This is a genomic window from Shewanella denitrificans OS217, from assembly GCF_000013765.1.
GTDB lineage: Bacteria > Pseudomonadota > Gammaproteobacteria > Enterobacterales > Shewanellaceae > Shewanella > Shewanella denitrificans.
Window position 1 is genome coordinate 480,443 of record NC_007954.1, and the last position, 26,136, is coordinate 506,578.

Genomic DNA, 26,136 nt, shown 5'->3' on the forward strand with positions numbered 1-26,136 from the left:
AAATGTGAATAGACTAGTTTTTAAGCGCCTGATTGTACCTAGTTTCTTTTGGGATTGCAGCGTCTTGTGGTCACTTTGATGTAATAGGCTATTACCGCATGAGATTAATGAGTGGGTCACTTGGGATTATTGAGCTAGTTGAGTGGGATGATTACGCTAGTCGAAAGGATAAATTTGGTACTTAATTAAGATTTTATCGTATTCACCGTTGGCCTTAAGCTTAGCCATTCCTTCTGTAAAAATATCCGCATAATGACGCTTGGATACACTGAACCCTATATACAAGGGTAAAGGAGTGCCAAAACTGCCCGCATAACGGATCTTCTCTCCCATTTTAAGTTGTTTGGATGTGTAACTGATGACATTACGGTTGCCTAATAAGATCTGAAATCTACCTCTTATCAATCGCTTAATGTTCATGGCTAAGGGGTTTTCCCCTGTGGCAAGGTAGAAAGCATCGGGGTTAGTATCGATATGATCTTGGATAGCGTCGTAATCATAACCGCTGATGATGGCAACAGAATGTTGATTCAGATCTTCTAATTCAGTAAAACGCCACTTGTTGGTTGTTAGGGTGTAAAAGTCATTATAACTTAAGCCAATTTTCATCTCGCCACTGTGAAGTTGGTGGTCGACTAAATTTTTAGGCGTGACTGCCAGCACGGCATCAACATTGCCTTTTTGTGCTTCCAACAAGGCGCGATTAAAGGGCATTAAATTAAATTGCACCTCATGGCCCATAAGCTCAAAAGCCCTGTTAGTCAGTTCGACTACATAGCCTGGGTTTTCATCACAAATATAGGGGCACCAGATGTCTGAGCTGATATTGATAGTGTCCGCATGGCCGTTAAATACAGGAATAGCGCTGAGTGACAATACCAATGAAGTTATGTGGAGCTTAGTTAAGTGCAATATAGGGCTCCTTCAATCAAAGTCGGCAAGTAGCATGCTAGATAAGCGGCTACAAATAAAAGCAAAATACTGTGAGTTGACTATAGCCTTAATTCGATACTTTCACATCTGTTATGAGTGTGTGATTATCACTACAGACTCTGGATAACAAGGAACCGCTATGACGCTCTCTACCCATGTTAGTTTCACTCAGCCCGGCAACGCCGATGTGATGACCTTTAGTGCGACAAACCTAGCCCAGCCGCTAGCCGGACAAGTGCAAATCAAGGTGTATGCCGCCGGGGTGAATGGGCCTGATATCAAGCAGCGCATGGGGGCCTATCCTGCGCCAGAAGGTGCAAGCCCTATTCTGGGGTTAGAAGTCTCAGGCGAGATATGCGCCTTAGGAGAAGGCGTTAGCCAATGGCAGTTGGGCGATAAAGTCTGCGCCTTAGTGCCAGGCGGTGGCTACAGCGAGCGGGTGAATACCTTTGCCGCCCATTGCCTGCCTATCCCTGAAGGATTGAGTTTCGAGCAAGCCGCCGCTTTGCCTGAAACCTTGTTTACCGTGTGGGGCAATCTATTTATGCGCGCCGGCCTAAAGGCGGGAGAATCTGTGCTCATTCATGGGGGCTCAGGCGGCATAGGTACCACGGCAATTCAGTTAGTCAGCGCCTTAGGCGCCGATGTGATAGTGACCTCAGGCAGTGATGACAAGTGCCAGTATTGTCTCGAACAAGGGGCGAGAGTTGCCATCAATTATAACCAGCAAGATTTTGTAGAACCTGTATTGACCGCGACTGAGGGTAAGGGCGTCAATGTGGTGCTGGATATGGCGGGGGGAGATTTTATTAACCAAAACCTCAAAGCCTTGGCGATGGATGGACGCATGGTGTCGGTTGCCATGCAGCGCGGCCCGCAGGCGCAGGTAGATGTGTTTAGAATTATGGCCAAACGCATTACTTGGACAGGCTCGACCCTCAGGCCTCAGTCGGTTGAAGCTAAGGCTGAGATTGCCAAGGCACTGATGAATACAGTGTGGCCATTAATTGCAGCGGCCAAGATTTCGTTGCCCTTAGACAGTGTCTATCCCTTCTCTGAGGTGATAGCGGCCCATCAAAGAATGGAATCGGGTCAGCATAAAGGCAAGATAGTCTTGAGCCTGATTTAGGCCGAAGTTTAATCGATAGCTTGATTGCCGTTAAATAAGAATGTTCGAAAAAACTTGAAGCTTAAGTGAATTGAACTAAATTCCCTTAGTAGCTATTTTTTGCTGGCTAAATTTACCCCTAAACGTTGGATAAAAACGCGTTCACATTAAATTTTTTGATGTATGGGGAAAATTTCATGATATTGGGCATTGATTCTCAGAAATTTTCTGTTTAAATACCCCAGTTCAGTTGTTACTGGCATTAAGTAGTAAAAAGCAAGGCTTATCTCGTTTATTCAAGCAAGTCATCTTTGGTATATGTGTTGATTTAAGGGCGTTAGCATATATGTATAACACAGCAAAAAAGCAAGTTTGGTTTGGTGAACTCAGAACGTCGAAAGGCAATACTGTCGTCGTGCATGATAACCAGTTACCAGAAGCACCCAAGGGGCGCATCTATCTTTACAACACCTTGCGTAATGTCATAGGTGAGTATGTTGAAGATATCGTAAAAGTTAATTTATATGATCTCAGTGATGCTGAAGTAAAAGCGGCAGAAGCTGAATTCGGTGGCGCGTTTAAGACGGCGCGCGCCGAGTTTATGGAAAAAAACCAGACTCGTATCGATCTCTCTAAAGTGCCAGATACTGCACCTGTGCGTAAGGCTAAGCCTGTGCCTGAGGTCGATGATATACCGGATCTAGACGTCAGTGATGACGATGATTTCGGTGATGATGAAGATGATTATCCCGATGATGACAGCAGTGAATAACACTTGAGTATCACGCTTAAGAATTCAAGCTTAGCTTAGCCTGTGGCTGGTGGAGTACGTACTGCAAGGTTTTGATCTATAAACGAAAAGATTGTTATCCCTTCGTTGGTATTGGCTGGGTATATTTGGTGTTATTGCTCGCGTTTTTTGCCAGCGGTATTACAAAATATACCTTGTCCAATTCTCCCGTTTAATTGCCTCCTTTTTATTCTCTCCAGTGTCTGTATTGCTCGCGGCTCATTAATGATTGAGCGTCAATAGCTAGCCTATTGCAAGTCTTCTCGTGTAAAGGAATAACGCTGTTAGCGGTGTAAAGGGCTGTTTGATATGCATTTATTATCCCGAGCTGAGGTTAGATAGTATCAAACTGATAGCGACTGATATGGTGGTAGACCTTATTGGGTTGGAGCCAAGGGTCTTGACCGAGTTCGCGCTGGTTAGGGGCATCCGGTAAATGCTGGGGCTCTAAACATACCCCTTGATATTGGGCCAGTGGCTGTTGGTTGCGACCTAAGGTGTGGGCGAGAAAATTGGCGCCATAGACTTGCACACTTGCTTGGTTGGTATATAAGGTCAGGCGACGACCGGACACTGGGCTTGACAGTGTGCCAAAGCATTTAAGCTCGCCTGCGGGATTGTCCATCAAGTAACAATGATCAAAGCCTTGGGTGGCCTTAAGCTCAGGGGCATGAGTTTGCAATGAAAGCTCAACACCCTGGCTTAGATCGAACGCACTGTCTTTAACGGCACGTTTGGCGATTGGAATGCCGCTGTCGTCCATGGTGAGGTAGTGTGTTGCCGCTGATTGTAACTGGTGATTTAAGCTGCTCTGACTGGCATCTAAATTAAAGTAACTGTGCTGGGTTAGACTCACAGGGCAGGCCTTATCGACACTGGCAAACATCTCTACATAGAGGTTATTGCCTACGAGGCGATAATCTAGCTGTACCGTGCAGTTACCGGGGAAGCCCATCTCACCGTCAGGGCTTTTAAGGATTAATCTGACACCATCGGGCAGGGTGCCCAGTTGCCAGAGTTTACGATTAAAACCTTCGCTGCCACCATGGAGACAATGCTCGCCATGGTTAGCATCTAATTGATATTGCTCATCTTGGTACTTGAGCTTGGCCTTGGCGATACGATTAGCATAACGTCCGGCAATCGCACCTAAGTGGGCATCTTGTTCGAGGTAATCTGCCGCGCTGTCACAGCCTAGTACTAGGTTGGCCCGCTCACCTTGACTATCCGGTGCCCACAAGGAGCGGATAATGCCGCCTAGGCTCAATACTTCGATGGCGATAATGCCATTATCGAGGCGAATACGCTCGATTTCTCCCCCCCTTGGATCTTGCCAAGGGGCTAATACTGAAAAACGTACCATAACTGATTATCCCTAATGTAAATACTAGGCTAACTGTCTATTCTGCTGGCGCCGCCGCTGGCGGAGCACAAATAGATTTTGGCTTCTATGCCCGTTTGTTTGAAGTAATCTTGTTCCACTAGATTGACCACAGCATCCGTGAGTTCATGATCCACTAATGCCAGTACGCAGCCATCGCTAAAGCGTACTCCACCGCGCTCGCCTACAAGCTGATGAAGCATGTTCACTAAGGTATCCACCTCGGGGTAATGCAGCATAAAGTCATCACGCAAGGATAAATAGGATTGCTGCATAAGCTGACTAAAGCGAGGGATGTTATTTTGCTTGAGCGCACGGGCGGTACTTGGGGTACGTTCATTTTCGGTTTTGATGTGATTAATCAGCTTGGCTTGCTCTGGGGTTAAACTATTTTTTACCGCCTCGAGCTGAGCTAAGGACAAATGACGGATAGAGTCCGTGCCTAATAAGGCGTTGATTTGATCGCATTGTCGCTGACGCTGCAAGGTCTGCTCATTAAAGGCAGCTCTATCCAGCCTTGGATCTATGACTATGATGTTCAGTGATTCAGGCAGGGCGACGTTTTCACCCTCCAGATCGGCGCAATCTATGAGTAAGGCATTGTCGGCCTCGGCCAAGGCACTAATCATTTGATCCATTACGCCGCACTTAAGCCCCATATACTGGCTCTCGCCACGCTGGGCAAGTTGAGCTATCGCTAAGGGAGATAAATGCAGCTGACTGGCGTAGCTAATCGCTGTGCCAAAGGCCACCTCTAGGGCGGCAGAGGATGACAAGCCTGTGCCTAAGGGCACATTCCCGACTATGGCTAAATCTAGCCCTTTGGCGTGTAAGCCTGAATGTGACATGGCAGCGGTCACGCCCTTTAAATAATTAACCCAACCATCATCATGATTAAATGGCTGCTCGTTGGCGAATCGCCATTGCTTTATTTGTCCTGGAAAGGCATCGCTCACGGCGCGGAACACATCATCATCACGGCGCTTAACCGCGATGACAGTATGAAAGTTTATCGCCACAGGCAGGACTAAGCCTTCATTATAATCTGTGTGCTCACCAGAAATATTAATGCGACCTGGCGCTTGATATAGGGCATCGGCTGTGGTGCCAAAGGTTTGCATAAACAGCTTTGTAGCGCGCTGCGTGGGATTGGGCATGGGTTAAATAATTCCAGCTTAAACTATGATGAAAATGTACAGTGAATACTTGTTATATCACGACTTAGCCTGAGGTGTAAGCATAGAAATCATCAAAATCAGATAAAAAAAATGCCTGACTAGGTTAAGTATTCATTAACCCTTAGTTAGGCACTTTTTTATGGCTTATATGACTCGCCTGCGACCTTATTGTTCATCGCTTTGTTAAGTGTTTATTCCTAAGCCTTAGCTACTGGCTTTGGGCTTTTTGATTGATTTTGCGGTTGTTGTAAGCGCAGACGTTGAAGCCTTGCCCTCGGTTTTAAGCTGCTCAGTTTCTAGTTGTTGTGTTTCAAACAACTCGGCTACCACATGGTCAACAAAACCCGCACCTGCCGCTTCATAGAGGTTATAGACGCTGTCGACTCCAGATTCTCTTAGGGCCTGTGCATCCTCTGCATACTGGACTATGGCGCTTATCTTGCCTTCATAATTGAGACGCTGTAATTGCTTCACCGCAAATAAGTTACCCACGTGATGGGGCATGGCCAGTAGCACTAATTCAAGTTGGGGGGCTTTCTCAAGTTTTTCCCAAAAATCGCTATCGCCGGCATCGCCTTGAACCACATTACGACCTTCACTGCGATGAAAATCCACTAATTCCTGTTTGTGTTCAATACCAAGAATTTCACCGCTAAACCTTAAGCGCAGCTCATCATAGGCGCCGCAGCCAATGCGGCCCATACCTAAAATCAAAAATCTTGGCTTACCGATGCGAATTTGCCTGTCCTCAGGGTGCAGTGGGTGGCGCTCAAGCTTAGTTAAATAAGGCTGAAATTTCTGATAAAGCTTGCTGACATTGGCATTAAACGGTGCGGCGAGCAGGAAGCTTAAGCTCAATGCCACGGCAATCACAATAAGCCACTCTGGCGCTAGCCAACCTTTATGAGCGGCCACGGCGGCGACTATGAGTCCGAACTCGCTGTAGTTACCTAAATTAAATGACGCCAATAAAGAGGTGCGTGAGCGCAATCTAAAGCGGGTGAGTAAATACAAGAACAGCATGACTTTAAGGGGCACTAAGGCCACTAAAATCCCCGCCAGACCCACGTCTGCCCAGGTAGGTAAACCATTGAGGCCTATGGTTAAAAAAAACGCGACTAAAAACAATTCTTTAAAGTAGTAAATCGACTTAGCCAACTCTGAAGACTTGGCATGGCCTGCCAGCAGAATACCTATGATAAGCGCGCCTAAATCTGGCTTAAGCCCCACGGCTTCAAATAGCCAAGCACCGACCACTAAGGCCATGACTAGGCCAAAGAGGACCAGCATTTCACCGTGACCGACCTTATCAAAGACTTTATAAATAAAGGGTCTAGCAAAAGGCAGCAGCAATAAACCTAAGGCCCAGACCGAAGGCACAGCGCCCTTAGATATGGTCAGGAATAACACCGCGAAGATGTCTTGCATGATCAAGATACCAATGGCGACGCGGCCATAGAGTGACTGCATGTCACCATTATCTTCGAGGGCTTTTACCGCAAATACGGTACTTGAAAAACTCAATGCAAAAGAGATAAGCAGCAGCTGATTAATGCCAAGGCCGGTGAGCTGTTCTATGCCGAGCACGCCAAGGAGCTTGAGCACAGGCACGAAAAACAGTAAGGAACCCATGAGGTGCAGGCTAGATCCTGCCCAAACTTCAGCCTTAAGTAGGCTCTTTACATCTAGTTTCAGGCCAATGGCAAATAATAAGAGGGTAACACCGAGATCGGCTAATTGTTGCAGTAACGGCAGGCTGGCATCTTCAATGCCAAACATGAATAGCACAAAACCGGCACCTAGGTAGCCGATGAGAGGGGGGAGGCCAATTCGACTCACTAACATACCGCATAACAGGGTAATGATCAGAATTGCAGGTTCCATATCGCTCCTTGATTGAAGAGTTTATGGTGTTTATTGTATAAGAAAAAAATGAAGTTTGAATTAAAATTAGCGAACTAAATAAAATAAAGACAGTTTAGTTAAATAAACTGTCTTTATTTCAGTTGCTTGAATTTTATAAAAATTATTTGTTTATCAGTAAATCTAGCTGCTTAACGAAGTCTTTAGGGCCTAAAAAGCCTGTTATCCGTAGATCTTCACGCTGTTGGCCATTTTTATCAAACATCAACAAAGTGGGCAAGCCGAGCACGTTAAAATGTTCTAGCAGCTCGACATCGATATCATCGCTTTTGGTCACATCAGCTTGCAATAAGACCAGCTGTTGAAAGCGCTGCTCGACTTGGCTGTCTTTAAAGGTAATGGTCTCAAAGTCCTTACAGGCTACGCACCAGTCGGCATACAGATCTAACAGTGCCGTCTGGTTATTGGCACTGGCTTTGGCAAGCTCGCGATTGAGATCGTCAAGAGACTTAATCTTAATGAACTCAATATGTTTAGCCGCTTTCATACCTGTGCTTTGGGATGCGGCTTGCTGTGCCAGACTTGGACTAGTGAAACCAAAATGATTCATTACCGCCTGAAAACCATAAGAAAAGCTTGCCATCAACATTAGGATTAGCATTATGCTGCGAGCGGTTTGTTTCCAGTTAAATTCGCTGAGCTTATTCTGATGCATCAGGTAACCCACGAAGGCGAGTGCCCACACAGACCAAAGCACATCAGACACCACGCCAACCCAAATGCGGCTGAGCATCACGATAGACACGGCAATCAGCAAGAAGCCGAACACTGTCTTGATAATATCCATCCAAGCGCCGGCTCTTGGCAGTATCTTACCGCCCGATGTGCCTAAAATAAGCAAGGGAATGCCCATGCCCATACTGAGCACATACAGGGCTAAGAACCCTTGCATAAGATCGCCACTTTGAGCCACATAAATCAGTGCCCCCGAGAGTGGCGCCGTAGTGCAAGGGGAGGCTACAAGGCCCGATATGACCCCCATCAAGAACACCCCAATGAGGTTACCCCCCTTTTGATTATTGGACAGCGAGTTCATCTTCTCCTGCCATTTGGCCGGCAGTTTTAAATCATAGAGGCCGAACATGGATAAGCTTAATACTGCAAACAAGATAGCCAGCACAATAAGAATGGCTGGGTGTTGCAATGCGGCTTGATATTTAAGCCCGGCAGACGCCACCACCAATCCAAGGAGAGAGTAAGTGATTGCCATGCCTTGGACATAGGCCATGGATAAGGTAAAGGCCTTGGCCGTGGATAATTTCTTGCCCTGACCGACAATAATGCCCGACAAAATAGGATACATGGGGAATACGCAGGGGGTGAGTGCGAGACCTATGCCTAAGCCGAAGAAGATGGCTAGGGTCCACAATAGGCTGTCACCGGCTAGCATCTGGCTTAGGCTGTCTTGAGTCGATACATGGACAGCCTCGGCTGCTGGCGTATTATCTGCCGAAATAGCATCGCGTTGACTGCCACCTATGATGGCCTTGTCAGCGGGGCTTGCCGATGATGACGCGGCCTCGCCTGCGGATGCGATTAAGGGCACCATGCGCTTGGTGGGGGGGTAGCAAAGTTTGCCTTCGGCGCAGCCCATAAAGGTGACCGACAAGTTGGCATTGGCATCAATTTGCTGTAATTCCAATGGGAATTCGATAAAGCTGTAATAGACTTCCTGCTCGCCAAAATAGTCATCTAGATGCATCTTGCCACGGGGCAATACCACTTCAGTAAGCTTGGCACCTTCGATACTAAAGCTGAGCTTGTCGCGATACATGTAATAGCCGTCGGCGATGACCCAGCTAATTTTGAGCTGGTTACCTTGCTGTTGATAGTCAAATGAAAACGCTTCATTGACTGGCAGCAACACAGGCTCACTGGATAAGAATGAAAAACTTTTACTCTGGCCAAAGCTTTCGCTATGGGCCAAGGGAGACAGCAAAATAAGGCTGGATAATAGCAGGGAAAGTATCTTGTTCATGATTTGGCGGTTTCTTCTATCCATTTTAAATAAGTGGTCAGGCCCTGTTCTATGGGCAAGGCGATGATTTCGGGTACTTGGTAGCTGTGCAGTTCAACAATGACTTGTTCAATGGCGTGATAATGCACCGCAAGGCACTTTATTTGTAACGGCACTTCCACTGACTGGCACACTTCACCTTGCCAGGCATAATAAGATTCCACACTTTGGCCCAGTTGAACACAGGCGGCGAGGCCAGTTTCAATCAAACGTTTGGCGATGGCATCTGCCATGGTTTTATCGGGGCAAGTGGTTAACACCATTAAGGCTGTGGTCGACATAGCTCGCTCATTTTATGAATGTTAATATTTAAGGGCTTGCGCTTCTAGGCGAATGCTTGTGGGCAAACTTTACTCTTTTTTACCGTCGCTTGCACAGTCAAAAGCCGATAAAGACGACAAGGTTAACAATAGTTAACCCTTAATAACCTTTAGTTAGGGTAACTATTGGCCGTGGTAACTTGAAATAAGACCTTATCATCCCCATTTTACTTTCATACTCAGATAACATTGTTAATGTTTAGCACGCTAACCTAGCGCCATGTTATCCACAACCGAGACCGCTTATGTTTATTATTCTATTTTTATTGTTTGTATTGATCCCCGTGGTCGAATTGTCAGTGCTGATTGAAGTCGGTGACTCCATTGGTGCATTAAGCACAGTGGCGTTGGTGTTCTTGACCGCCATCGTCGGGGTGTCATTAGTGCGCAGCCAAGGGTTAAGCACCATGATGCAAGTGCAGCAGAAGCTTGCTCGCGGTGAAGCACCGGGCAAAGAAATTGTCGAAGGTATGATGTTAGCGGCTGCCGGTGTATTGCTGTTAATCCCAGGTTTTGTCACCGATTTTATTGGGCTATTACTGCTAACGCCGTTTACCCGCTCACCCATAGCCGGATTTTTATTTAAGCGTATGCAGCTTAAAGTGAAAACCCGTGGGGCAGGTTTTGGCGCGCATTTTAACGGTCAACAAGGCCCAGGTGCGGGACGCTCACCTTTCGATGCTGGCAATGTGTTCGATGCCGATTTTGAACGCAAAGACGAACCCACACCCCGCAGTCACCACATTGAAACCAATGTCGTCGACCCAAGCCGTGCTGAGAAAGACATCACTCCAGAGCAAAACCCTAAAGCGAATACTGAAAAAAGCGCTGAAGATAATGCTGAAGAAAGTACAACTGATAGTGCTAAAGCGGACCAGCCAAAGGCACCGAACCCATAAGCTGAATTGGCTTTGAAGCTAGATGAAGACTTCAAAAGCTTACTAAAGTCGATAGGGTAGATGAATCGAGTGCGTGTGCTGCAAGGACGCGGCGCTCGAGGCTACAGGGAGGTACTCGCGCCGTCACAAGAGCAGCTACCCTGTTGACTTTGTTCTCCACACATAAAGCGCCTATTTAAAAGTCTTAGTCCGCCGCTTTATCTGCCTGTGTGCCTAACCAATAGGCGTTCAATATACTTAGCAGCCAGTTGGCGATAAACACCCAAGTGAGCAAGTTCATGGTGCCCATGGCCTCAGCGGGAATGGCGCTGACTTCGGCATAAATACTGACTAAGTCATTGGCGATTTCGCCATTGACTATCTGGGTTACAATGACCTGCGCCCGCGCTACAAGCTCCAGCATCAGATAACCCAAACAGATAACACTCACTAGCATAAAACCGCTGCCAACCAGGCGCTGCTTAAGCCACCATTGACCCGTTCCTGGGCAGATAAAGGCCGATAACAACGCGGCTTTGATGGCACTATTCATAATGTATCACTCTACTATTTGTGAGCTCGGCTGAGCTGAGGCTTATAGCTTAGGCACGGTATTTTTGTTCTCGTTCAAGCCGATTAGGGCGTGAGCTTGTGGGCTCAGATATTTTGGTGGCGAGTATATAACAGGCAAGACCCATTAAGGTATTGGTGATGGGCAGCGCCAATAATAGCCCTTTCACCCCGCCAAGGTATGAACCCAGCGCAGCCAAGGGCAACATGATAAGCACTAGGCGGCACAGGTTTATCACTAAGGAACTCATGGGCCTATGGTAAGCGTTAAGGCTGGTGGCCACTATGATGACTATGCCTAGGGGCCCATAGGCCAGTGGCAATACCAAGATGTAGAAACTAAGCCACTCGATGACTTGAGCATCTTGACTGAAAAGCCCAGCAATATCAGCGGCAAAAAAGTACAGCGGCAGGTACACAATTAGCTGAAAAATAACAATAAATCGAAGGCTTAACAGCAGTGCCTCTTTGGCTCGTTTGGGGTTTCCTGCACCTAAGTTTTGTGCAATAAAGGGCATTAAGCTTGAAGACAATGCCATCACCACCATAAGCAATAAGGATTCTAGGCGAATGCCGGCGCCAAAGGCGGCCACCGCCTCATGGTTCAACCTTGCCAGCATGGCCATGAGTATGCCATTGGCCACAGGGTTGATAAGATTCATTAATGCCGCAGGCTGAGCAATATGGGCAAGTTGCTGCCAGTGCGCGCGCATCCGCTGGATATTAACCGCGCTTATTTTCACTAGCTTTCTTTTCACCACTAATAAGTAACCGGATAGTGAACAGGCGATTAACCAAGAGAGCAGGCTGGCAATGGCCGCCCCTTGCATTTCAAGCCGTGGGAATGGCCCAAGGCCGAAAATAAGCAGTGGGTCTAATATTAGGTTCACCAGCGCCGCGAGCATCATGATCATCGCCGGCGATTTGGTGTCTCCCGTGGCTCTTAAACCCTGATTCCCCACCATTAATAGCACCAGTAGTGGGCAGCCTAAATACCAAAACAGCATGTATGCTTCAATCAAGCTGATGATGGCGGCATTAGCGCCTAACAGACTAAATAATGGCGTAATAAGCAGGCTTGCCATTAATGCCAGTAAACTGGTGAGTAATAAAGTTAGGCTTAAGGCATCGAACAAAAATATTTTAGCTTTGGGGGCATTACCTGAGCCAATTAAACGCCCAAGCTGGGTGGATACTCCAGCACCTATGCCGATGGCAATGCTGGTGACCACTAAAGTGACGGGAAAGGTGAAACTGATAGCCGCTAAAGATTCGGTACCTAACTGACTGATAAAAAAGGTATCCACTAGGCTAAAACCCAGCACGGTTAAAATCCCCAGCAGGTTCGGTAGGCTCATGGTGAGCAGTACGCGGCCAATGGGCGCACTCAGTAGCCCGTGTTTATCTTTCATCAATCTACTTCTACTATCAGGCTTTTCACTGTTAAGGAGGGCAATTCTATCAGGAAGCGGGCGGCTTTAAAGAAAACCCCTTAAAAAAATGCAATTTTTTTTGCCTAAGGCCTTGGAAGTCTGAGTATCTATCCCCATATCTTCGAACAGTAAGGGAGAAATCCCTTTTCATTGTAAATCGCCTCGATTTAATTTTGGGCATCACATCATTAGGAGAGTTCATAGATGAATATTCGTCCATTACACGACCGCGTAATCGTTAAACGTTTAGAAGTTGAATCAAAATCGGCTGGTGGCATAGTCCTAACCGGAAGCGCAGCTGAAAAGTCGACTCGCGGTGAAATCTTAGCAGTAGGCAATGGCCGTCTGTTAGAGAATGGCACAGTTAAACCACTTGACGTTAAAGTGGGCGACGTTGTGATCTTCAACGAAGGTTATGGCGTGAAGAAAGAAAAAATTGACGGCGAAGAAGTGTTAATCCTGTCAGAAGCTGACCTGATGGCTGTAGTGGGTTAATCCCAAGCCCTCATTCTCCCTTCCACTTTTTTGAAATTTTGAAATAAAGGAATCTCAACATGGCAGCTAAAGAAGTAAAGTTTGGTAATGACGCTCGCGTAAAAATGCTTGCAGGCGTAAACATCCTAGCTAACGCAGTAAAAGTCACCTTAGGCCCTAAAGGTCGTAACGTAGTATTAGACAAGAGCTTTGGCTCTCCAGTCATCACCAAAGACGGTGTATCTGTTGCACGTGAAATTGAACTTGAAGACAAGTTTGAAAACATGGGCGCACAAATGGTGAAAGAAGTTGCTTCTAAAGCCAACGATGCCGCCGGTGACGGTACCACGACTGCAACCGTATTGGCCCAGTCTATCGTAGTCGAAGGCCTAAAAGCCGTAGCTGCGGGCATGAACCCAATGGATCTTAAGCGCGGTATCGACAAAGCGGTTATCGCTGCGGTTGCCGAACTTAAAAAGCTATCACAAGAATGTTCTGACACTAAGGCTATTGCCCAAGTCGGTACAATTTCAGCTAACTCTGATGAGTCAATCGGCGAAATCATTGCTACCGCAATGGAAAAAGTCGGTAAAGAAGGCGTTATCACAGTTGAAGAAGGCCAAGCACTAGAAAACGAGCTAGAAGTCGTTGAAGGTATGCAGTTTGACCGTGGTTACTTGTCTCCATACTTCATCAATAAGCCAGAGACTGGCAGCATTGAATTAGACAGCCCATTCATTTTGTTAGTGGATAAGAAAATCTCTAACATCCGTGAATTATTGCCAATCCTTGAAGGTCTAGCTAAAACGGGTAAGCCATTGCTTATTGTTGCAGAAGACGTTGAAGGCGAAGCACTAGCAACCCTGGTTGTGAACAACATGCGCGGCATCGTGAAAGTGGCAGCCGTTAAGGCACCAGGTTTCGGTGACCGTCGTAAAGCTATGCTACAAGACGTAGCTATCCTAACTGGCGGTACTGTTATCGCTGAAGAAATCGGTCTAGAGCTTGAAAAAGCCACCCTAGAAGATTTAGGTACAGCTAAGCGCGTTGTTATCACTAAAGACAACACCACCATCATCGACGGTAGCGGTGAGCACACTCAGATCACTTCACGTGTTGCGCAAATCAAGCAGCAGATGGAAGACTCAAGCTCTGATTACGACAAAGAGAAGCTGCAAGAGCGTATGGCCAAATTGGCTGGCGGCGTTGCCGTTATCAAGGTTGGCGCAGCCACCGAAGTTGAAATGAAAGAGAAGAAAGCTCGCGTAGAAGATGCATTGCATGCGACTCGCGCAGCCGTTGAAGAAGGCGTAGTCCCAGGCGGCGGTGTTGCCTTAGTGCGCGTTGCTTCTATGATTGCCGATATTGAAGTATTAAACGAAGACCAGAAGCACGGTGTGGTTATCGCCCTTCGCGCTATGGAAGCGCCACTACGTCAAATCGCCACTAACGCAGGTCAAGAAGCGTCAGTGGTTGCTAACACAGTGAAGAACGGCACAGGTAACTATGGTTACAACGCCGGTAACGACACTTATGGTGACATGCTAGAGATGGGTATTTTGGACCCAACTAAAGTGACTCGTAGTGCATTGCAGTTCGCCGCATCGATTGCGGGCTTGATGATCACCACAGAAGCTATGATAGCTGAAATACCACAAGAGTCAGCGCCAGATATGGGCGGAATGGGCGGAATGGGTGGCATGGGCGGCATGATGTGATCTAGCTAGTCTAAATCGGTGATAACTGCGTTGCTTCACCACTCGTTTATGAAGAACTAAACGTCGTGGTAAAGCGCCTTGTTCTAACCCGATTTATCCTGCGCTATATCCAGTGTTGTCTGAAGCCTAAAAGCTTAAAGCCAAATTTCTTGTAAAAGAAATGAGAAAGCTCCGATACTTAACGGTATCGGGGCTTTTTTTGTGTCTATTCTTGTATTAATAGTTGAGATAACTGCGTTGCTTCGCCACTCACTTCGGTGATTGATAAAAGTTGAAGAACTAACTGTCGTGCTAAAGGGCCTTGTTCTAACCCGATTTATCCTATTGATGGGAAATAAGTTTATTCGGTAAATAAGGGTAATTATGTAGCCGAGTTATATGGACAAACTGCAAGGTGCAGAGATAATAGTAATGTATTGCTTCAGCTTGAATTTTAAAACAATAATTAAGGAAAGGTTGTGGAACAGTTTGAGAGCGAGTTTAATAGAGCTAGGAATATATTTTTCGAGGTTAAGCAGCTTAAGCTTACGTATGAACAGCTCTATAGTGATGCTGGAAATTGGCAGATTATTTCTGAGGCTTCACTCGAGTTTTTTAGATTAGTACATTGGTCATTTCGTGATTCAATGATTATGCAACTGTGTAAGCTGACGGATCCCAAGGTGCAAGGGCGCGGGAAGAATAGTCATTTAAATCTGACTTTGGAATATTTATTAAAGTCTGACGTGGTTGAAAAGAGTGGTAAATATCAAAAAATCATAGATTTATATGAGAATAAAATTACCCATTTACGTAAACCTCTAAAAGAGTTTAGACATAAATTAGGTGCTCATGCAGATTATCCAACGATGATGAGTTCGAGTATTGTTGATCCTTTAGAAGGTGAAATTTTTGCTTTATTTGATGCAGTTGAAGAGTTTTTTATCTTGATGAATTCCAGTGTTTTCGGTTACTGTTCACTTAAAAGCAGCTCATCATCTAATAGCTATAGGAAAGGTGCTTCAGATTTATTGAAGATTTTAAATAAACAAAGAGAATAATTTTAAATTGGCATTAACGCTGCCACACATTATTTAAATAATGTACATAAGCTCTAAAGTCAGCAGGTTGTTCTGGTCTAATTCCATCGGACACTTAATTTTGAGACAGTATGGTCAATAAATTAAGAGGTCTATATGAGTCTAAAAAAATCACATAAGAGTTATCCTCAAGCATATAAAGATGAAGCCGTCTTGATGGTGCTAGAGCAAGGTTATAGCGTTGCTGATGCAGCAAAGTCTCTTGGGGTTAGCACTAGTCTGCTTTACAACTGGAAGGAAAAACACCAAGCCCTACAACAAGGTATCGCCTTAGAAGAATCGGAACGTGATGAGTTAAAAAGATTGCGTAGAGAAAACAAAGAATTACGCATGGAGAAAGAAATTCTAAAAAAGGCAAGTGCCTTCTTTGCGAGAGAAATGAAGTAAAATTTCGCTTCATCAAACAGCAATCAAACCTGTTCCCTATAGCACTGTTATGTCGAGTAATGAGTGTCAGTAAGTCAGGCTATTACGATTGGCATAAACGCCCTACAAATGTGATAAGCCTTGAAACATTGAAGCTTTATCGCCTTGTTCGACAGCTATTTAAGCAAAGTCGAGGCAGCTTAGGGAATCGTGAAATGGTGAAGAAATTGCGCAAGGAAGGCTACCAGGTTGGTCGCTATCTCGTTCGTAAAATTATGCACCGCCTTCGACTCAAAGCTACCCAGCGACGAGCTTACAAGGTGACGACACAGCGAAAACACTCTGATGCAGTGGCTGATAATCTGTTAAACATGAACTTTAACCCAGTATCCGCAAATCAGGTTTGGGCAGGTGACGTGACCTATTTAAAGACAGGTGAAGGCTGGATGTACTTGGCAGTGGTAATGGATTTATATTCACGCCGGATTGTTGGATGGCACATAGACAAGCGTATGACCACGGATTTGATATCTAAGGCATTAATGAAAGCCTACAACCTGCGTCAACCGGCCAGAGGGCTGGTATTTCACAGTGACCGAGGCTCACAGTATACCAGCAAGCAATTCGGTAAGCTGCTATCGAGCTATGGTATCCGAGCCAGTATGGGGGATGTGGGTGCGTGTTGGGATAATGCCGTCGTTGAACGTTTCTTTGGTAGTTTGAAACACGATTGGATTTTTAAAGTTGCTCAACCAACAAGGGAGTTTATGAAGCAAGATGTGACTGCTTACATGAAATATTACAACTTGGAGCGACTTCATTCTGCTAATGGTGATCTGTCACCTGTAGAATTTGAAAATTCTCAACTAAAAGTGTCCAATTTGGGTTGACCAGTACAGACCTAAGTGGTAGGTAAACTGTGTTCTAACTGCAATTTCGACACGTTCAATGGCATCAAGGATCAATGAGCGAAGTTGACGATCAATTTCATATAGAAACAGAACATCATCGAAGTTTGTGCCTGATTGAAATTGATTTTTTACTTTGCCTGCTTTGTCACGAATGCGAAATGGATACCAGTAACCACTTAAACGATAATAGTTAATGCTCGATAACTTTATCTCAGCAGTGGCTTTATTACTGAAAATCATCCCTTTATCTTCAAGGCGAGTGATTTGTTCAGTAAAGGTGAGCGGGGGCTTGGTGTAAGGAATTTTCGACATAACTTTCCTCGAAATTCTCAAACTCATAATATACAGGCAAGAAAAAACCGCCAAGGTTGCGCGACACCCAAAGGATACTAAGCGTGGCGGTTATGTTAGGGACATTATGAGTGGTGCTGCCTATTTCGTCAATAAATTTGCTCAGAGTCAAGGTTCAATCTGACCTTAATCGGGTAATAGCTTCAATAGTGTAACAAGTGACACTTTTGGCTCTTTTGGCGGCTTAGATAAGGTAAAAGTGTACTGAGCTACACTTTTTGTGGTGATGGCGGGTTAAATCACTGTAAAGTGTAGCTTGTTACACTTTGCTGTTGAATATTCGAGCATTCAGGGCTAAAGTGTAGCAAAGTACACTTTGAGCTAACGTTATGGCACTTTCACTCAATCAAGCACTCAATCAAGGATCCTTGGGGTTACTGGTTAAAGAAACCCGAAACAAAGCGGCACTGACGCAAGAGGTGGCGGCAATGCTGTGTGGGGTGACGAAGAAGACCTTGATCCGCGTCGAAAAAGGCGAAGATGTTTATATCTCAACTGTGTTTAAAATCCTTAATGGCCTGGGGATCAACATTGTGGCGGGACAGCATAGTGATGCTAACGCGAGTGGCTGGTACTAATTTATGAGCACATCGGCAACACTGACGTTGGACATGCACCTGGGCGATCAAATTATCGGTGAGCTGTCATTTGACCCCGCGACTGAGACATTCACTGTTCATTACACTCATGATTGGCAGCAAAGGGGCTTCCCTATTTCGCCGCAGAGCTTAGCTTGCCACGGGCCTTATTAGTGAGCAATTTAACCAAGATGGCGACTAAGGCATTGCACGTCATAGACGAGGTCATTGCCATGCTGCCAGCGCTGGATAAAGATGAGCGTGCCTTTGTGGCTGACTATCGCCGGCAAGTCGTGGCAAGGTGCGAACGCTATCTTGATATGGCTAGCGAAGTTAAGGCTGTTGAGTTGTAGAGTTGGACACTGCCACAGATGGTTAATTCTTTCTGCAGATTTATCCAACGCTAAGATTATAAACATTACTGCATTGATATAAACCCATGGCAGGGTTCACCAGCCTTCGGCCTCTTCTGCATTGCCGGACTCTGCTGATAGTTTCCAGTTTAAAGTATATTATCAGTAGCTTAGTTCTTTATGTTTTGCTGACAATAACACTATTAAATCTTGTTGTGTTAACGGTTGTGACCAGAGGTAACCTTGGCCTACTTCACAGCCTAGTTTGCTGAGCATCAGCGCCGTTTCGCTATCTTCAATCCCTTCGGCAACATTGGTAATGCTGAGGCTTTTGCTCATTTCGATGATGGCTTTGACAATTTGTAACTCATTACTCGATTGGCAAATGTTAGCCACAAATGAACGGTCAATCTTGATGGTGCTGACATTGAATTTTGTTAAATAACCGAGGTTTGAGTAACCAGTGCCAAAATCGTCGATAGAAAATGAAATGCCAAAAGCCCGTAACTCGTTGATTTGTTTTTGAATATTATTAATATCATCCATCAACATTGACTCGGTCAACTCTAATTCTAAAAAGTGCGCGGGTAAGTTTGCCTGATGCAAAATACTCATAGTGTATGTGACAAGGTTGCCGCGCTTAAAGTCTTCGGCAGATAAATTAACGGCGACGCACAGTTTATTGAAACCCAACTGGTGCCATTGCTGACATGCTTTGACTGAGTGTTCAATGACCCACTGGGTGATGTCGGTAATGACACCCGCTTGCTCAGCTAAAGGAATAAATACCGTCGGTGGAACGAAACCGTACTGAGGACTCATCCAACGAATTAACGCTTCTGCACCAATGATTTGGCCGGTTTCTAAATCGATTTGCGGCTGAAAATGTAACACGAGTTCATTGTTAATAATGGCATTTCTTAATGCTTTAGTGAGCTGTAATTTATGCCGTTCTTTATCGGCCATCGCTTGATCAAAGAAATTAAAATCGGCTTTATTTCCATCAAATTTAGCATGCACTGCAAGCAGCGAATTGTGTCTTAATTCTTCCATTGAGCGACCATCAAAAGGCGCAATCGCTATACCTATATTAGGTTGAAGTACTATGTCAAAGTCTTCTACATGAAACGTTTGCGAACAAGCTTGATGAATTTTTTCAGCAAACTTACTAATACCGCGATGATCTGCAGAATGCTTTAAAATAACAAATTCATTTTGTTGAAATCGATAAATGACTGCGCTCTCACTGGCGTAAAGTGACAATGCCTGAGCTAACATTATTAATGTTTTATCACAAAGAGTATGGCTGTAATTTATCTTAATTGACGCTAAATTGCTGATATTCACTGTGATAAAAGCGAGTATGTGACTAGAAGGTTTTTGTTGCTGCAATATTTGCTCAAGATAAGTTTTACAGGCATTTTCATTAGGCAAAAGTGTTAGCTGATCATAACGGCTAAGCTCTCTTAATTTGAAATTTGATATTTCAAGGGCATTGTTTTTCTTTAACAGGCGTTTAAATCTTATTCGTATATCTTTGAAAACATAAAACACACCCACCGAGAAAAAAGTAAGTGTTATAAGGTAACTAATCACTCGCGCTGATAAAGGCACTTCATCAACCAATATTGCACCTGTTAATAAGCCTTGGCTATGTGAATAAGCAAAGAAACATAACGCGCTAATAAGGTATACGAAGATAGACGTGAAAATTAATTTTCCAGATAAAATAACGGCTAACAGGAGTAGACAAGGAAAAGCTAATATACTGGTATCAAAGATACCATTACCTAACCAACAAGCGCAGGTAATGAATACCGCCACTAGCCACAACACCATGCCTGAAATCACACTGCAAGTATCAGGTGATGTCCACAAGAAAAAAAAGACCAGAATGACAATGGATGACAACATCGCCACTGCTAACCTAGATATTGAACTTACATTTGCAGTTGGAAAACCATTAAAATACAGTTCACAGGCAAGCAATAAAACAAGAATGGTAATTAATATCTTCAGTGTCAACTTCAGACGCTGCACTTTGTCATCTTCTGAAAAGAGCGTATATGAAGCGCTAGTGAGTTGGCCTTTTTGTAGATCCACTATCATTTTTTACCACTTACTAGGTTGGCTTTGTCACTGGTAAAAGATAAGTAAAGTTCATTGTTAATCGTTTTTTGTTTTTTCGCTTGATACATGGCCTTGTCAGCGGATCTGATTAACTCTAATAATTCAACTTGATCATCTGGATAAAAGCTAACGCCCATACTAGCAGTAACAAAAACGCTTTTATCATGCTGTGACAAGTTATGTGGCTTACTCAGTTTTGCTGCTGATTTAGCGCAAACATTAATAACGTCTTCCCTAGAAGCCTTTGGTAAAATAAGCACAAATTCATCACCCCCCCAACGTGCTAATATGTCTGCTTTTCTTACACTTTTTAATAATTGGCTTGATACATGTATCAATAGTTCATCACCCGCGTCATGACCAAAAATGTCGTTGATGGGTTTAAAGTCATTCAAGTCCATCATGATCAGGGCAAAAGGCTCACGATTTGCCATTAGTTGTCTTAGGTGTTGCTCTGCCGCATGACGATTAAATAAATTGGTTAAGCTATCGAAGTTTGCTTTTTTATCCAGTAATGATATTTGATACTTACGTTTTGAGATATCGTGTAAGGTAATTTGATAATTCTCTTGAAAATCATCAGTGACCAAAGGTGTTACCACCACTTGCATCCAAATTTTTTCATCTTGAGGTGAGATTAATTCTAACTCAGCCATTGCTGACTCGTTATTTTCAAACGCTATTTGGATTTGCTCATGCAGTTCTTTCTTCATGATGAACAGATCTTGCAAATAATTACCGTAATTTTTTTTCAACGGTAACTGCAGTTTTTGAATTAAGGTTTCAAACGTCTCATTATAGAGCAGTAAATCGCCCTTGGGTTCTACCAGGGCTATTGCAGAGGTCGCATTTTCAAACAACATTCTGAATCTTGACTCTAATACTTCTACTTCGCTTCTAAGACTTTTTTCTTTTAGTAATTGTTGTTCTGCTTTAGCTAATAATTCATTAACATCATCGGCGAGCTGGCCTATCTCACTTTTTTGATGAGAAAGAGGCTTGGCTATTCGTTCGCTGGTACCTGGACTGATTGAGTGCAAGGCTTTGCCTATGTTTAAAATAGGACGAGTAATGACATAATAGGTAACTAAAATTGAAATGATGGTGATAATCAGTGCCTCAATACCCACAAAAAACGTATTAGTTGCACTTATATTATTCGCTTTAACGCGCAGATAATCATCATTTGCTTCAACGATAAGTAACCCCACACGTCGATCTTTTTGAAAAGGAGAATACAAAGCAAACTCGAGTGTATCGATGGAAGCGTCAGCGTCAGGGAAATTATCACTCTTCACCACTAGGGTATCGGTTTTAATCGCTGCAGAGGTAATAACATCATTACTAATTAAGCCATTAACCACTTCTCTGGCCAGTTCTTCATCACCCAAATAACTCGCTATCGATGCAGTCTTTGATACTGTGTTTGATAATTGGTGAATACTTTGCTGACCCAGTACTTGTTCATTAAGAAACGTAAAGCGATAGAAAATTTGGGTGGTAATCAGCCCAACAATCACTGCTGTAAAAATAATAACGATTGCTAATCGAATAACTAAGCCTGATTTATTCATGTAAAATATAAACAACCTTTAATTCATCAGTAATGAGTGACTGAGGCACATAACCAATAGCTTGCTCATTAGCTATGATAAACGCGATTAGCTCAGCTTCATTTGACTGAAATATCGCTGAACGCTTCCTTCCAGTAAAGCGCAGTCTTGACCAATAAGCATTCACTTGTGATAAAGGCATATCGACTAACTGCTTATAAAAATCGACTTTAATTTTATGATCACCATTGAGTTCAACTGGTATCGCTTTAACATCATTAGGAAAGGCAACATATTTTCCCATGAACAAATCAATGAGTTCAGAACGCGATAATTCATCAACTGGATTGGCTTTGTTTACCACCACAGCGAGAGAATCTTGCGCCAGAACCGAAACACTGAAAAAAAGTAATGCGAGAATGGCGGCGCTAGCCTGATTAATTTTTTTCATCAGAAAACCATACTCAGGCTAAGTAAATAGGTATTAACATTTTCTGCCACTTCTTGACCAGGATGAGTTAACCATAATGTCGTGCCTTGCTCATCTAATTTGGTATGGTTCCATTGTAACGTTGAAGCCATATAATTAGTGATGTCCCAACGCCATCCTAGAGAGAACGTTTGCTGATTAGTGGCGTAGAAATTCTTCAAACTTGTCACGCCTTGGATAAGCTCACCTAAGGCAGCTCGATTAACGCCAGGCTCATTGAAAACATAATAATCTGAATTAGTAAATGCAAAGATGCCATACACTTGATGGGCATTAAATTGATATGACAAAGCACCATAGCCGCTTGTGATACTAGGAAAAACCTGGTCTTCTGAGGTTATCCTTGCCAATTCAGCAGAGGCTAGCCAATCTTGCCAAACATATTGACCACTGACCGAGGCGTAATTGGCTTGTTTGCCCGCCAAGCGTAATGATTGAGCGAATGCATCTGCATTAGGCCATAAGAAATCAGGAATTTGACTAATAATATCAATGCCCATTTGATTCGTTTTTGCATCGTTAGCTATGGTCGCTTGGGTATATTTTGCCTGTACTATCCAGTTAAAGTGATCGAAAGAAAGCGAGAGACCAACAAGATCTTCTATTTTTATCTCTTCAACAACCGAAGTTGCCGAGATCTCAGCTTCACTGGAGCCGGTGAATAATTTGGTTTTAAAAACACCACCGAAGACTCTTTGAGTATAAGTAACGTCAACACCGTCAATACTTCTATAAGGGATAATGCCATATATCTCATTTGGCGCTGTCGCCCAGGCATAAGAAAAGTCGACGTCACGATATTCTGTTAATAAAAAAAGATCTGGAGCGGTTCGGCCAACTCTGAAACTCCAATTGGTGTTCATTTCATAGCGTAAAAAAGCGAGCGTGGTATATCTATCTAGTGATGGCTCAGGTAAGTCTCTGAACACCCCTTGGTAGACAAAATCGAAACTAGGCGAAATGGCCCAATTAGTTTGCAAGCCCACTAATGAATGCTGCTTCAGATCAATTTCACCAGAGTAAACGCCCTTATCTGAACTGACATCTTTACGGTAGCCACGATGGGAGGAGTCAGAGTAAACCGCTCCTAAGGTGGCAAAACCACTGAATTGTAATTTGTCGTTGTTAGCCTCATTTGCTACACCATAGGGTGTTAAAACAAGCAGGGAAAAGCATAATAGATTCTTACATTGTGCTAAAAACATACAAGGCGCCAACGAGAGATAAGTTTGTGAATAAAATATATATGAACATGGGTCATTAAGCAATGTGATGAAAAAACAAACAAGAATATATTTCAATAAAATCAATGGTTAAGGTGATGTTGGTGTTCGTGGTTTTGTGTCGCCAATTGTTCAGAAAAGTAACGGTGCTCAAATTTACCGTGCCAGCATTGTTAAATTTTGTACGTAGGCTTCAAGTCAACAGGTTACGCAATGCTGTGCGGGGTGACTAAGAAGACCTTGAGCTGTGTCGAAAAAGGCGAAGATGTTTACACCTCTACAGTGTTTAAAATCCTGAATGGTCTGGAGACCAATATTGTGGCGGGGCAGCATAGTGACGCCAACCCCAGTGGGGACACTAATCTATGAGCACAGCGGTAACACTGACGTTGGACATGCGTCTGGGCGATAAAGTTATCGGTGAGCGATCATTTGCCCCGGCGACTGAGACATTTACTGTTTATGACACTGATGATTTTCTACAACTCGTCCGCTTTAATTTTGAGTATTTACCTCAAGTTTAACCTTTAAGTTTTCTGTTTTAATTGCCTTACCATTTTCAGATTCAGCAGGTAAATAAAGCCACTTTGAAAGCGTATTAATGGCATCAGCTTCAAACCCTCCCACTGGGCTTACATCAATCACTTTAATATCTTCAGTTCTACCTTTTTTGTTAACAGAGAAGGATAATATGACCCAACCTGGTGATATTGCTTCAGGTGCAACTTTGTATATAGAGAAAGGTTTACTCAAATCAGTGCGATTTAACCGAGTGTTTACAGTGTCTCCAGGATACCTTGAACTTGGTAATTCATTCATTGATTGCAGTTGCTCATGCATAAGATCTAGCAAGGCCAATGTTATGTTTATTTTTTTATTTTTATAGTGCTGAGGAAAACTCTTTTGATGCCATAGAGAAAAGTATGATTCTGCGGCATCAGGGGTTTCAAAGGCTAAAGCTGCTAATTGTGTTGTTTTCTCTTCGTTTTTTAACATGCGATAGGCAATATACAGCTCTTTGATAATACGGGGATCATTCTCTATTTTTACAAAATTAGCCCATACCTTACTTGAACTTATGACCTGCTGATAATTTCCTCTATCTAGACTGTTTTTCATCATATCATAGGCCCCCATTTGTGCATGGTATGATGCTATTAGCATATTATCATTAGCTAACATTGGCATTGCCGTATTCAATATGGTTTGCGCTTCAACAAAATCACAATTATTAAATCGATTTATTGCGGCAACGGTTTTTTGTGACACTTGGAGCGTGTAATGGGGTTTGGCTGTGTACTCAATTTGGTAACATTTACCTGGCTTTACTGTTAAGTCTACCGTCGTTGACTTACATCCTAATAAAATAAACATTAACAAAAACACATATATAATATTAATCATGGTTTTCTTCTTTGAGCCTGAATTCAGGTAATAACTACAACACTCATAGACTGGGTTAGAGGGGGCCAACGACTGAGAGTGGTGCGCTTTATCTTGCCAAAAAATAGGGTATCACTATGAGTCATTGGCAGAGGGAAGATATCAGATTTCCACTCTCTATAGAACAGGATGTTTTGCTTACCTTGATTGTAAAAACCATCAATTTCCATCGGATTAATGGCTATTTGGATAACTAAAATACTGTAATGCTTTGGGGAATTTAATGGTCCACGTATTGTTAAATTTTCCACGGATTGATAAATCTTGAGCGTAAGATCTATACAGCGCTAAGATTATCAAATTCAGCGCGGGTCTAACGCCTAAAAGCTTAAAGCTGAATCTCTTGTAACAGAAAAGCCCCGATCCTTAACCGTATCGGGGCTTTGTCATTTTCTGTAGCGCTCTTATTAACCCATGCTTATGGGGAGTTATTTACGGGTGATTTTATCCAAATAGCCCATGGCGAAGGCGGATAGCACAAAGGTGATGTGAATGAGCAAATACCACATGATCTTGTCGTTAGCGATATTTTCGGCATTCATAAATACCTTTAGCAGGTGAATGGATGAAATCGCCACGATAGAGGCGGCCACCTTGTTTTTAAGGGAGCCAGCGTCCATCTTGCCAAGCCAGTTGAGTTTTTCACTGCTTTCACCCACATCGAGTTGTGAGACGAAGTTTTCATAGCCCGAAAACATCACCATGATGAGCAGACCACCCACTAAAGTGATATCTATAAGTGACAGTGTGATAAGCACTAAGTCCACTTCAGCTATCTCGAAGATATTGGGGATGAGATGAAAAATTTCTTGAAAGAACTTTATGCCTAAGGCAAATAAGATGAGGCTTAAGCCTAAGTAAATAGGCGCCATGATCCAGCGCGATGCGTACATCAATTTTTCAAACACTTTTTCCATAAAAAAATTAACCCTTCAG

General features: G+C 43.8%; 26 protein-coding genes and 1 pseudogene. 12 read left to right on the forward strand and 15 right to left on the reverse strand.

Annotated features, from left to right (window positions below):
• Positions 1-156 precede the first annotated feature (156 nt).
• On the reverse strand, positions 157-912 hold the full coding sequence (locus tag SDEN_RS02180; RefSeq protein ID WP_011494869.1) for a substrate-binding periplasmic protein: 756 nt from the start codon (positions 910-912) through the stop codon (positions 157-159).
• 160 nt (positions 913-1,072) lie between these two features.
• On the opposite strand from SDEN_RS02180, the gene SDEN_RS02185 reads away from it, so the two are divergent.
• Positions 1,073-2,062 carry an NAD(P)H-quinone oxidoreductase gene (locus SDEN_RS02185; RefSeq protein ID WP_011494870.1) on the forward strand — a complete coding sequence of 330 codons (990 nt, stop codon included), beginning with the start codon at positions 1,073-1,075 and terminating at the stop codon, positions 2,060-2,062.
• A 325-nt stretch (positions 2,063-2,387) separates the two neighbouring features.
• A complete protein-coding gene (locus SDEN_RS02190) occupies positions 2,388-2,813 on the forward strand; it encodes a hypothetical protein (RefSeq protein WP_011494871.1) in 426 nt (141 codons plus the stop codon).
• A 352-nt stretch (positions 2,814-3,165) separates the two neighbouring features.
• On the opposite strand, the gene SDEN_RS02195 is transcribed toward SDEN_RS02190, so the two are convergent.
• From SDEN_RS02195 to cutA, 5 genes are all read right to left on the reverse strand, one after another.
• A complete protein-coding gene (locus SDEN_RS02195; RefSeq protein WP_011494872.1) occupies positions 3,166-4,194 on the reverse strand; it encodes an aldose epimerase family protein in 1,029 nt (342 codons plus the stop codon).
• A 29-nt stretch (positions 4,195-4,223) separates the two neighbouring features.
• Positions 4,224-5,369 (reverse strand): galactokinase, encoded by a 1,146-nt coding sequence (gene galK, locus SDEN_RS02200; RefSeq protein WP_011494873.1) that lies wholly within the window; start codon positions 5,367-5,369, stop codon positions 4,224-4,226.
• A gap of 225 nt (positions 5,370-5,594) precedes the next feature.
• Entirely contained in the window at positions 5,595-7,274 is a 1,680-nt protein-coding gene (locus SDEN_RS02205) for a cation:proton antiporter family protein (protein WP_011494874.1), read from the reverse strand.
• 142 nt (positions 7,275-7,416) lie between these two features.
• Positions 7,417-9,291 (reverse strand): protein-disulfide reductase DsbD, encoded by a 1,875-nt coding sequence (locus SDEN_RS02210; protein WP_011494875.1) that lies wholly within the window; start codon positions 9,289-9,291, stop codon positions 7,417-7,419.
• Positions 9,288-9,611, reverse strand: a complete 324-nt coding sequence (gene cutA / locus SDEN_RS02215; protein ID WP_011494876.1) for a divalent-cation tolerance protein CutA — start codon at positions 9,609-9,611, stop codon at positions 9,288-9,290. The genes SDEN_RS02210 and cutA overlap by 4 nt, the downstream gene beginning before the upstream one ends.
• Before the next feature lie 284 nt (positions 9,612-9,895).
• Between cutA and SDEN_RS02220 the strand changes: the two genes are divergently transcribed.
• Positions 9,896-10,549 carry an FxsA family protein gene (locus tag SDEN_RS02220; RefSeq protein ID WP_011494877.1) on the forward strand — a complete coding sequence of 218 codons (654 nt, stop codon included), beginning with the start codon at positions 9,896-9,898 and terminating at the stop codon, positions 10,547-10,549.
• A 184-nt stretch (positions 10,550-10,733) separates the two neighbouring features.
• Here the strand turns inward: SDEN_RS02220 and SDEN_RS02225 are convergent, their stop codons facing one another.
• Complete coding sequence (locus SDEN_RS02225; RefSeq protein ID WP_011494878.1) at positions 10,734-11,081, reverse strand: hypothetical protein; 348 nt, start codon at positions 11,079-11,081, stop codon at positions 10,734-10,736.
• Positions 11,082-11,130: 49 nt separating this feature from the next.
• On the reverse strand, positions 11,131-12,510 hold the full coding sequence (locus tag SDEN_RS02230; protein ID WP_011494879.1) for an MATE family efflux transporter: 1,380 nt from the start codon (positions 12,508-12,510) through the stop codon (positions 11,131-11,133).
• A 225-nt stretch (positions 12,511-12,735) separates the two neighbouring features.
• On the opposite strand from SDEN_RS02230, the gene SDEN_RS02235 reads away from it, so the two are divergent.
• The 4 genes from SDEN_RS02235 to SDEN_RS02255 all read left to right on the forward strand — a co-directional run bounded on the left by SDEN_RS02235 (position 12,736) and on the right by SDEN_RS02255 (position 17,058).
• On the forward strand, positions 12,736-13,026 hold the full coding sequence (locus tag SDEN_RS02235; RefSeq protein ID WP_011494880.1) for a co-chaperone GroES: 291 nt from the start codon (positions 12,736-12,738) through the stop codon (positions 13,024-13,026).
• Positions 13,027-13,085: 59 nt separating this feature from the next.
• Positions 13,086-14,723 carry a chaperonin GroEL gene (gene groL, locus SDEN_RS02240; RefSeq protein WP_011494881.1) on the forward strand — a complete coding sequence of 546 codons (1,638 nt, stop codon included), beginning with the start codon at positions 13,086-13,088 and terminating at the stop codon, positions 14,721-14,723.
• A 458-nt stretch (positions 14,724-15,181) separates the two neighbouring features.
• Positions 15,182-15,763 (forward strand): hypothetical protein, encoded by a 582-nt coding sequence (locus SDEN_RS02245; RefSeq protein ID WP_011494882.1) that lies wholly within the window; start codon positions 15,182-15,184, stop codon positions 15,761-15,763.
• 135 nt (positions 15,764-15,898) lie between these two features.
• Positions 15,899-17,058, forward strand: a protein-coding gene (locus tag SDEN_RS02255) for an IS3-like element ISSde6 family transposase (RefSeq protein ID WP_086022092.1) whose coding sequence is annotated in 2 segments (ribosomal slippage) — positions 15,899-16,148 and positions 16,148-17,058 — 1,161 coding nt in all. Because the reading frame shifts where the segments join, the coding sequence is not laid out codon by codon here.
• Here the strand turns inward: SDEN_RS02255 and SDEN_RS02260 are convergent.
• Positions 17,035-17,391 (reverse strand): Abi family protein, encoded by a 357-nt coding sequence (locus tag SDEN_RS02260; RefSeq protein WP_011494885.1) that lies wholly within the window; start codon positions 17,389-17,391, stop codon positions 17,035-17,037. The genes SDEN_RS02255 and SDEN_RS02260 overlap by 24 nt on opposite strands.
• Before the next feature lie 368 nt (positions 17,392-17,759).
• Between SDEN_RS02260 and SDEN_RS02265 the strand changes: the two genes are divergently transcribed.
• From SDEN_RS02265 to SDEN_RS02270, 3 genes are read left to right on the forward strand one after another with little or no spacing between them, the layout of a single operon-like run.
• Positions 17,760-18,008 (forward strand): helix-turn-helix transcriptional regulator, encoded by a 249-nt coding sequence (locus SDEN_RS02265; RefSeq protein WP_011494886.1) that lies wholly within the window; start codon positions 17,760-17,762, stop codon positions 18,006-18,008.
• Between the two features lie 3 nt (positions 18,009-18,011).
• Positions 18,012-18,182 (forward strand): hypothetical protein, encoded by a 171-nt coding sequence (locus SDEN_RS20450; RefSeq protein ID WP_157599815.1) that lies wholly within the window; start codon positions 18,012-18,014, stop codon positions 18,180-18,182.
• Entirely contained in the window at positions 18,182-18,361 is a 180-nt protein-coding gene (locus SDEN_RS02270; RefSeq protein ID WP_157599816.1) for a hypothetical protein, read from the forward strand. The genes SDEN_RS20450 and SDEN_RS02270 overlap by 1 nt, the downstream gene beginning before the upstream one ends.
• A gap of 162 nt (positions 18,362-18,523) precedes the next feature.
• Here SDEN_RS02270 and SDEN_RS02275 read toward each other — a convergent pair whose 3' ends face one another.
• From SDEN_RS02275 to SDEN_RS02290, 4 genes are all read right to left on the reverse strand, one after another.
• Positions 18,524-20,275, reverse strand: coding sequence for a putative bifunctional diguanylate cyclase/phosphodiesterase (locus SDEN_RS02275; protein WP_232279921.1), 1,752 nt, complete (start codon positions 20,273-20,275; stop codon positions 18,524-18,526).
• Positions 20,276-20,466: 191 nt separating this feature from the next.
• Positions 20,467-22,065: a sensor domain-containing diguanylate cyclase gene (locus SDEN_RS02280; protein ID WP_011494888.1), complete on the reverse strand. Its 1,599-nt coding sequence runs from the start codon at positions 22,063-22,065 to the stop codon at positions 20,467-20,469.
• On the reverse strand, positions 22,058-22,495 hold the full coding sequence (locus SDEN_RS02285) for a hypothetical protein (protein WP_011494889.1): 438 nt from the start codon (positions 22,493-22,495) through the stop codon (positions 22,058-22,060). The genes SDEN_RS02280 and SDEN_RS02285 overlap by 8 nt, the downstream gene beginning before the upstream one ends.
• Entirely contained in the window at positions 22,495-23,739 is a 1,245-nt protein-coding gene (locus SDEN_RS02290) for a hypothetical protein (RefSeq protein WP_011494890.1), read from the reverse strand. Before SDEN_RS02290 ends, SDEN_RS02285 begins: the two co-directional genes overlap by 1 nt.
• A 228-nt stretch (positions 23,740-23,967) precedes the next feature.
• Here SDEN_RS02290 and SDEN_RS20780 point away from each other — a divergent pair.
• Positions 23,968-24,126: pseudogene (locus SDEN_RS20780) on the forward strand (helix-turn-helix domain-containing protein); the annotation flags it as partial.
• A complete protein-coding gene (locus SDEN_RS20455; RefSeq protein ID WP_157599817.1) occupies positions 24,123-24,281 on the forward strand; it encodes a hypothetical protein in 159 nt (52 codons plus the stop codon). The pseudogene SDEN_RS20780 and the gene SDEN_RS20455, both read left to right, overlap by 4 nt.
• Here the strand turns inward: SDEN_RS20455 and SDEN_RS19715 are convergent.
• On the reverse strand, positions 24,253-25,161 hold the full coding sequence (locus SDEN_RS19715) for an energy transducer TonB (RefSeq protein ID WP_011494892.1): 909 nt from the start codon (positions 25,159-25,161) through the stop codon (positions 24,253-24,255). The two genes, SDEN_RS20455 and SDEN_RS19715, sit on opposite strands and share 29 nt — an antisense overlap.
• Positions 25,162-25,628: 467 nt before the next feature.
• The gene (locus SDEN_RS02305; RefSeq protein ID WP_011494894.1) at positions 25,629-26,117 is read right to left on the reverse strand and encodes a TIGR00645 family protein; all 489 of its coding nucleotides are present in this window, start codon (positions 26,115-26,117) and stop codon (positions 25,629-25,631) included.
• Positions 26,118-26,136: the final 19 nt, after the last annotated feature.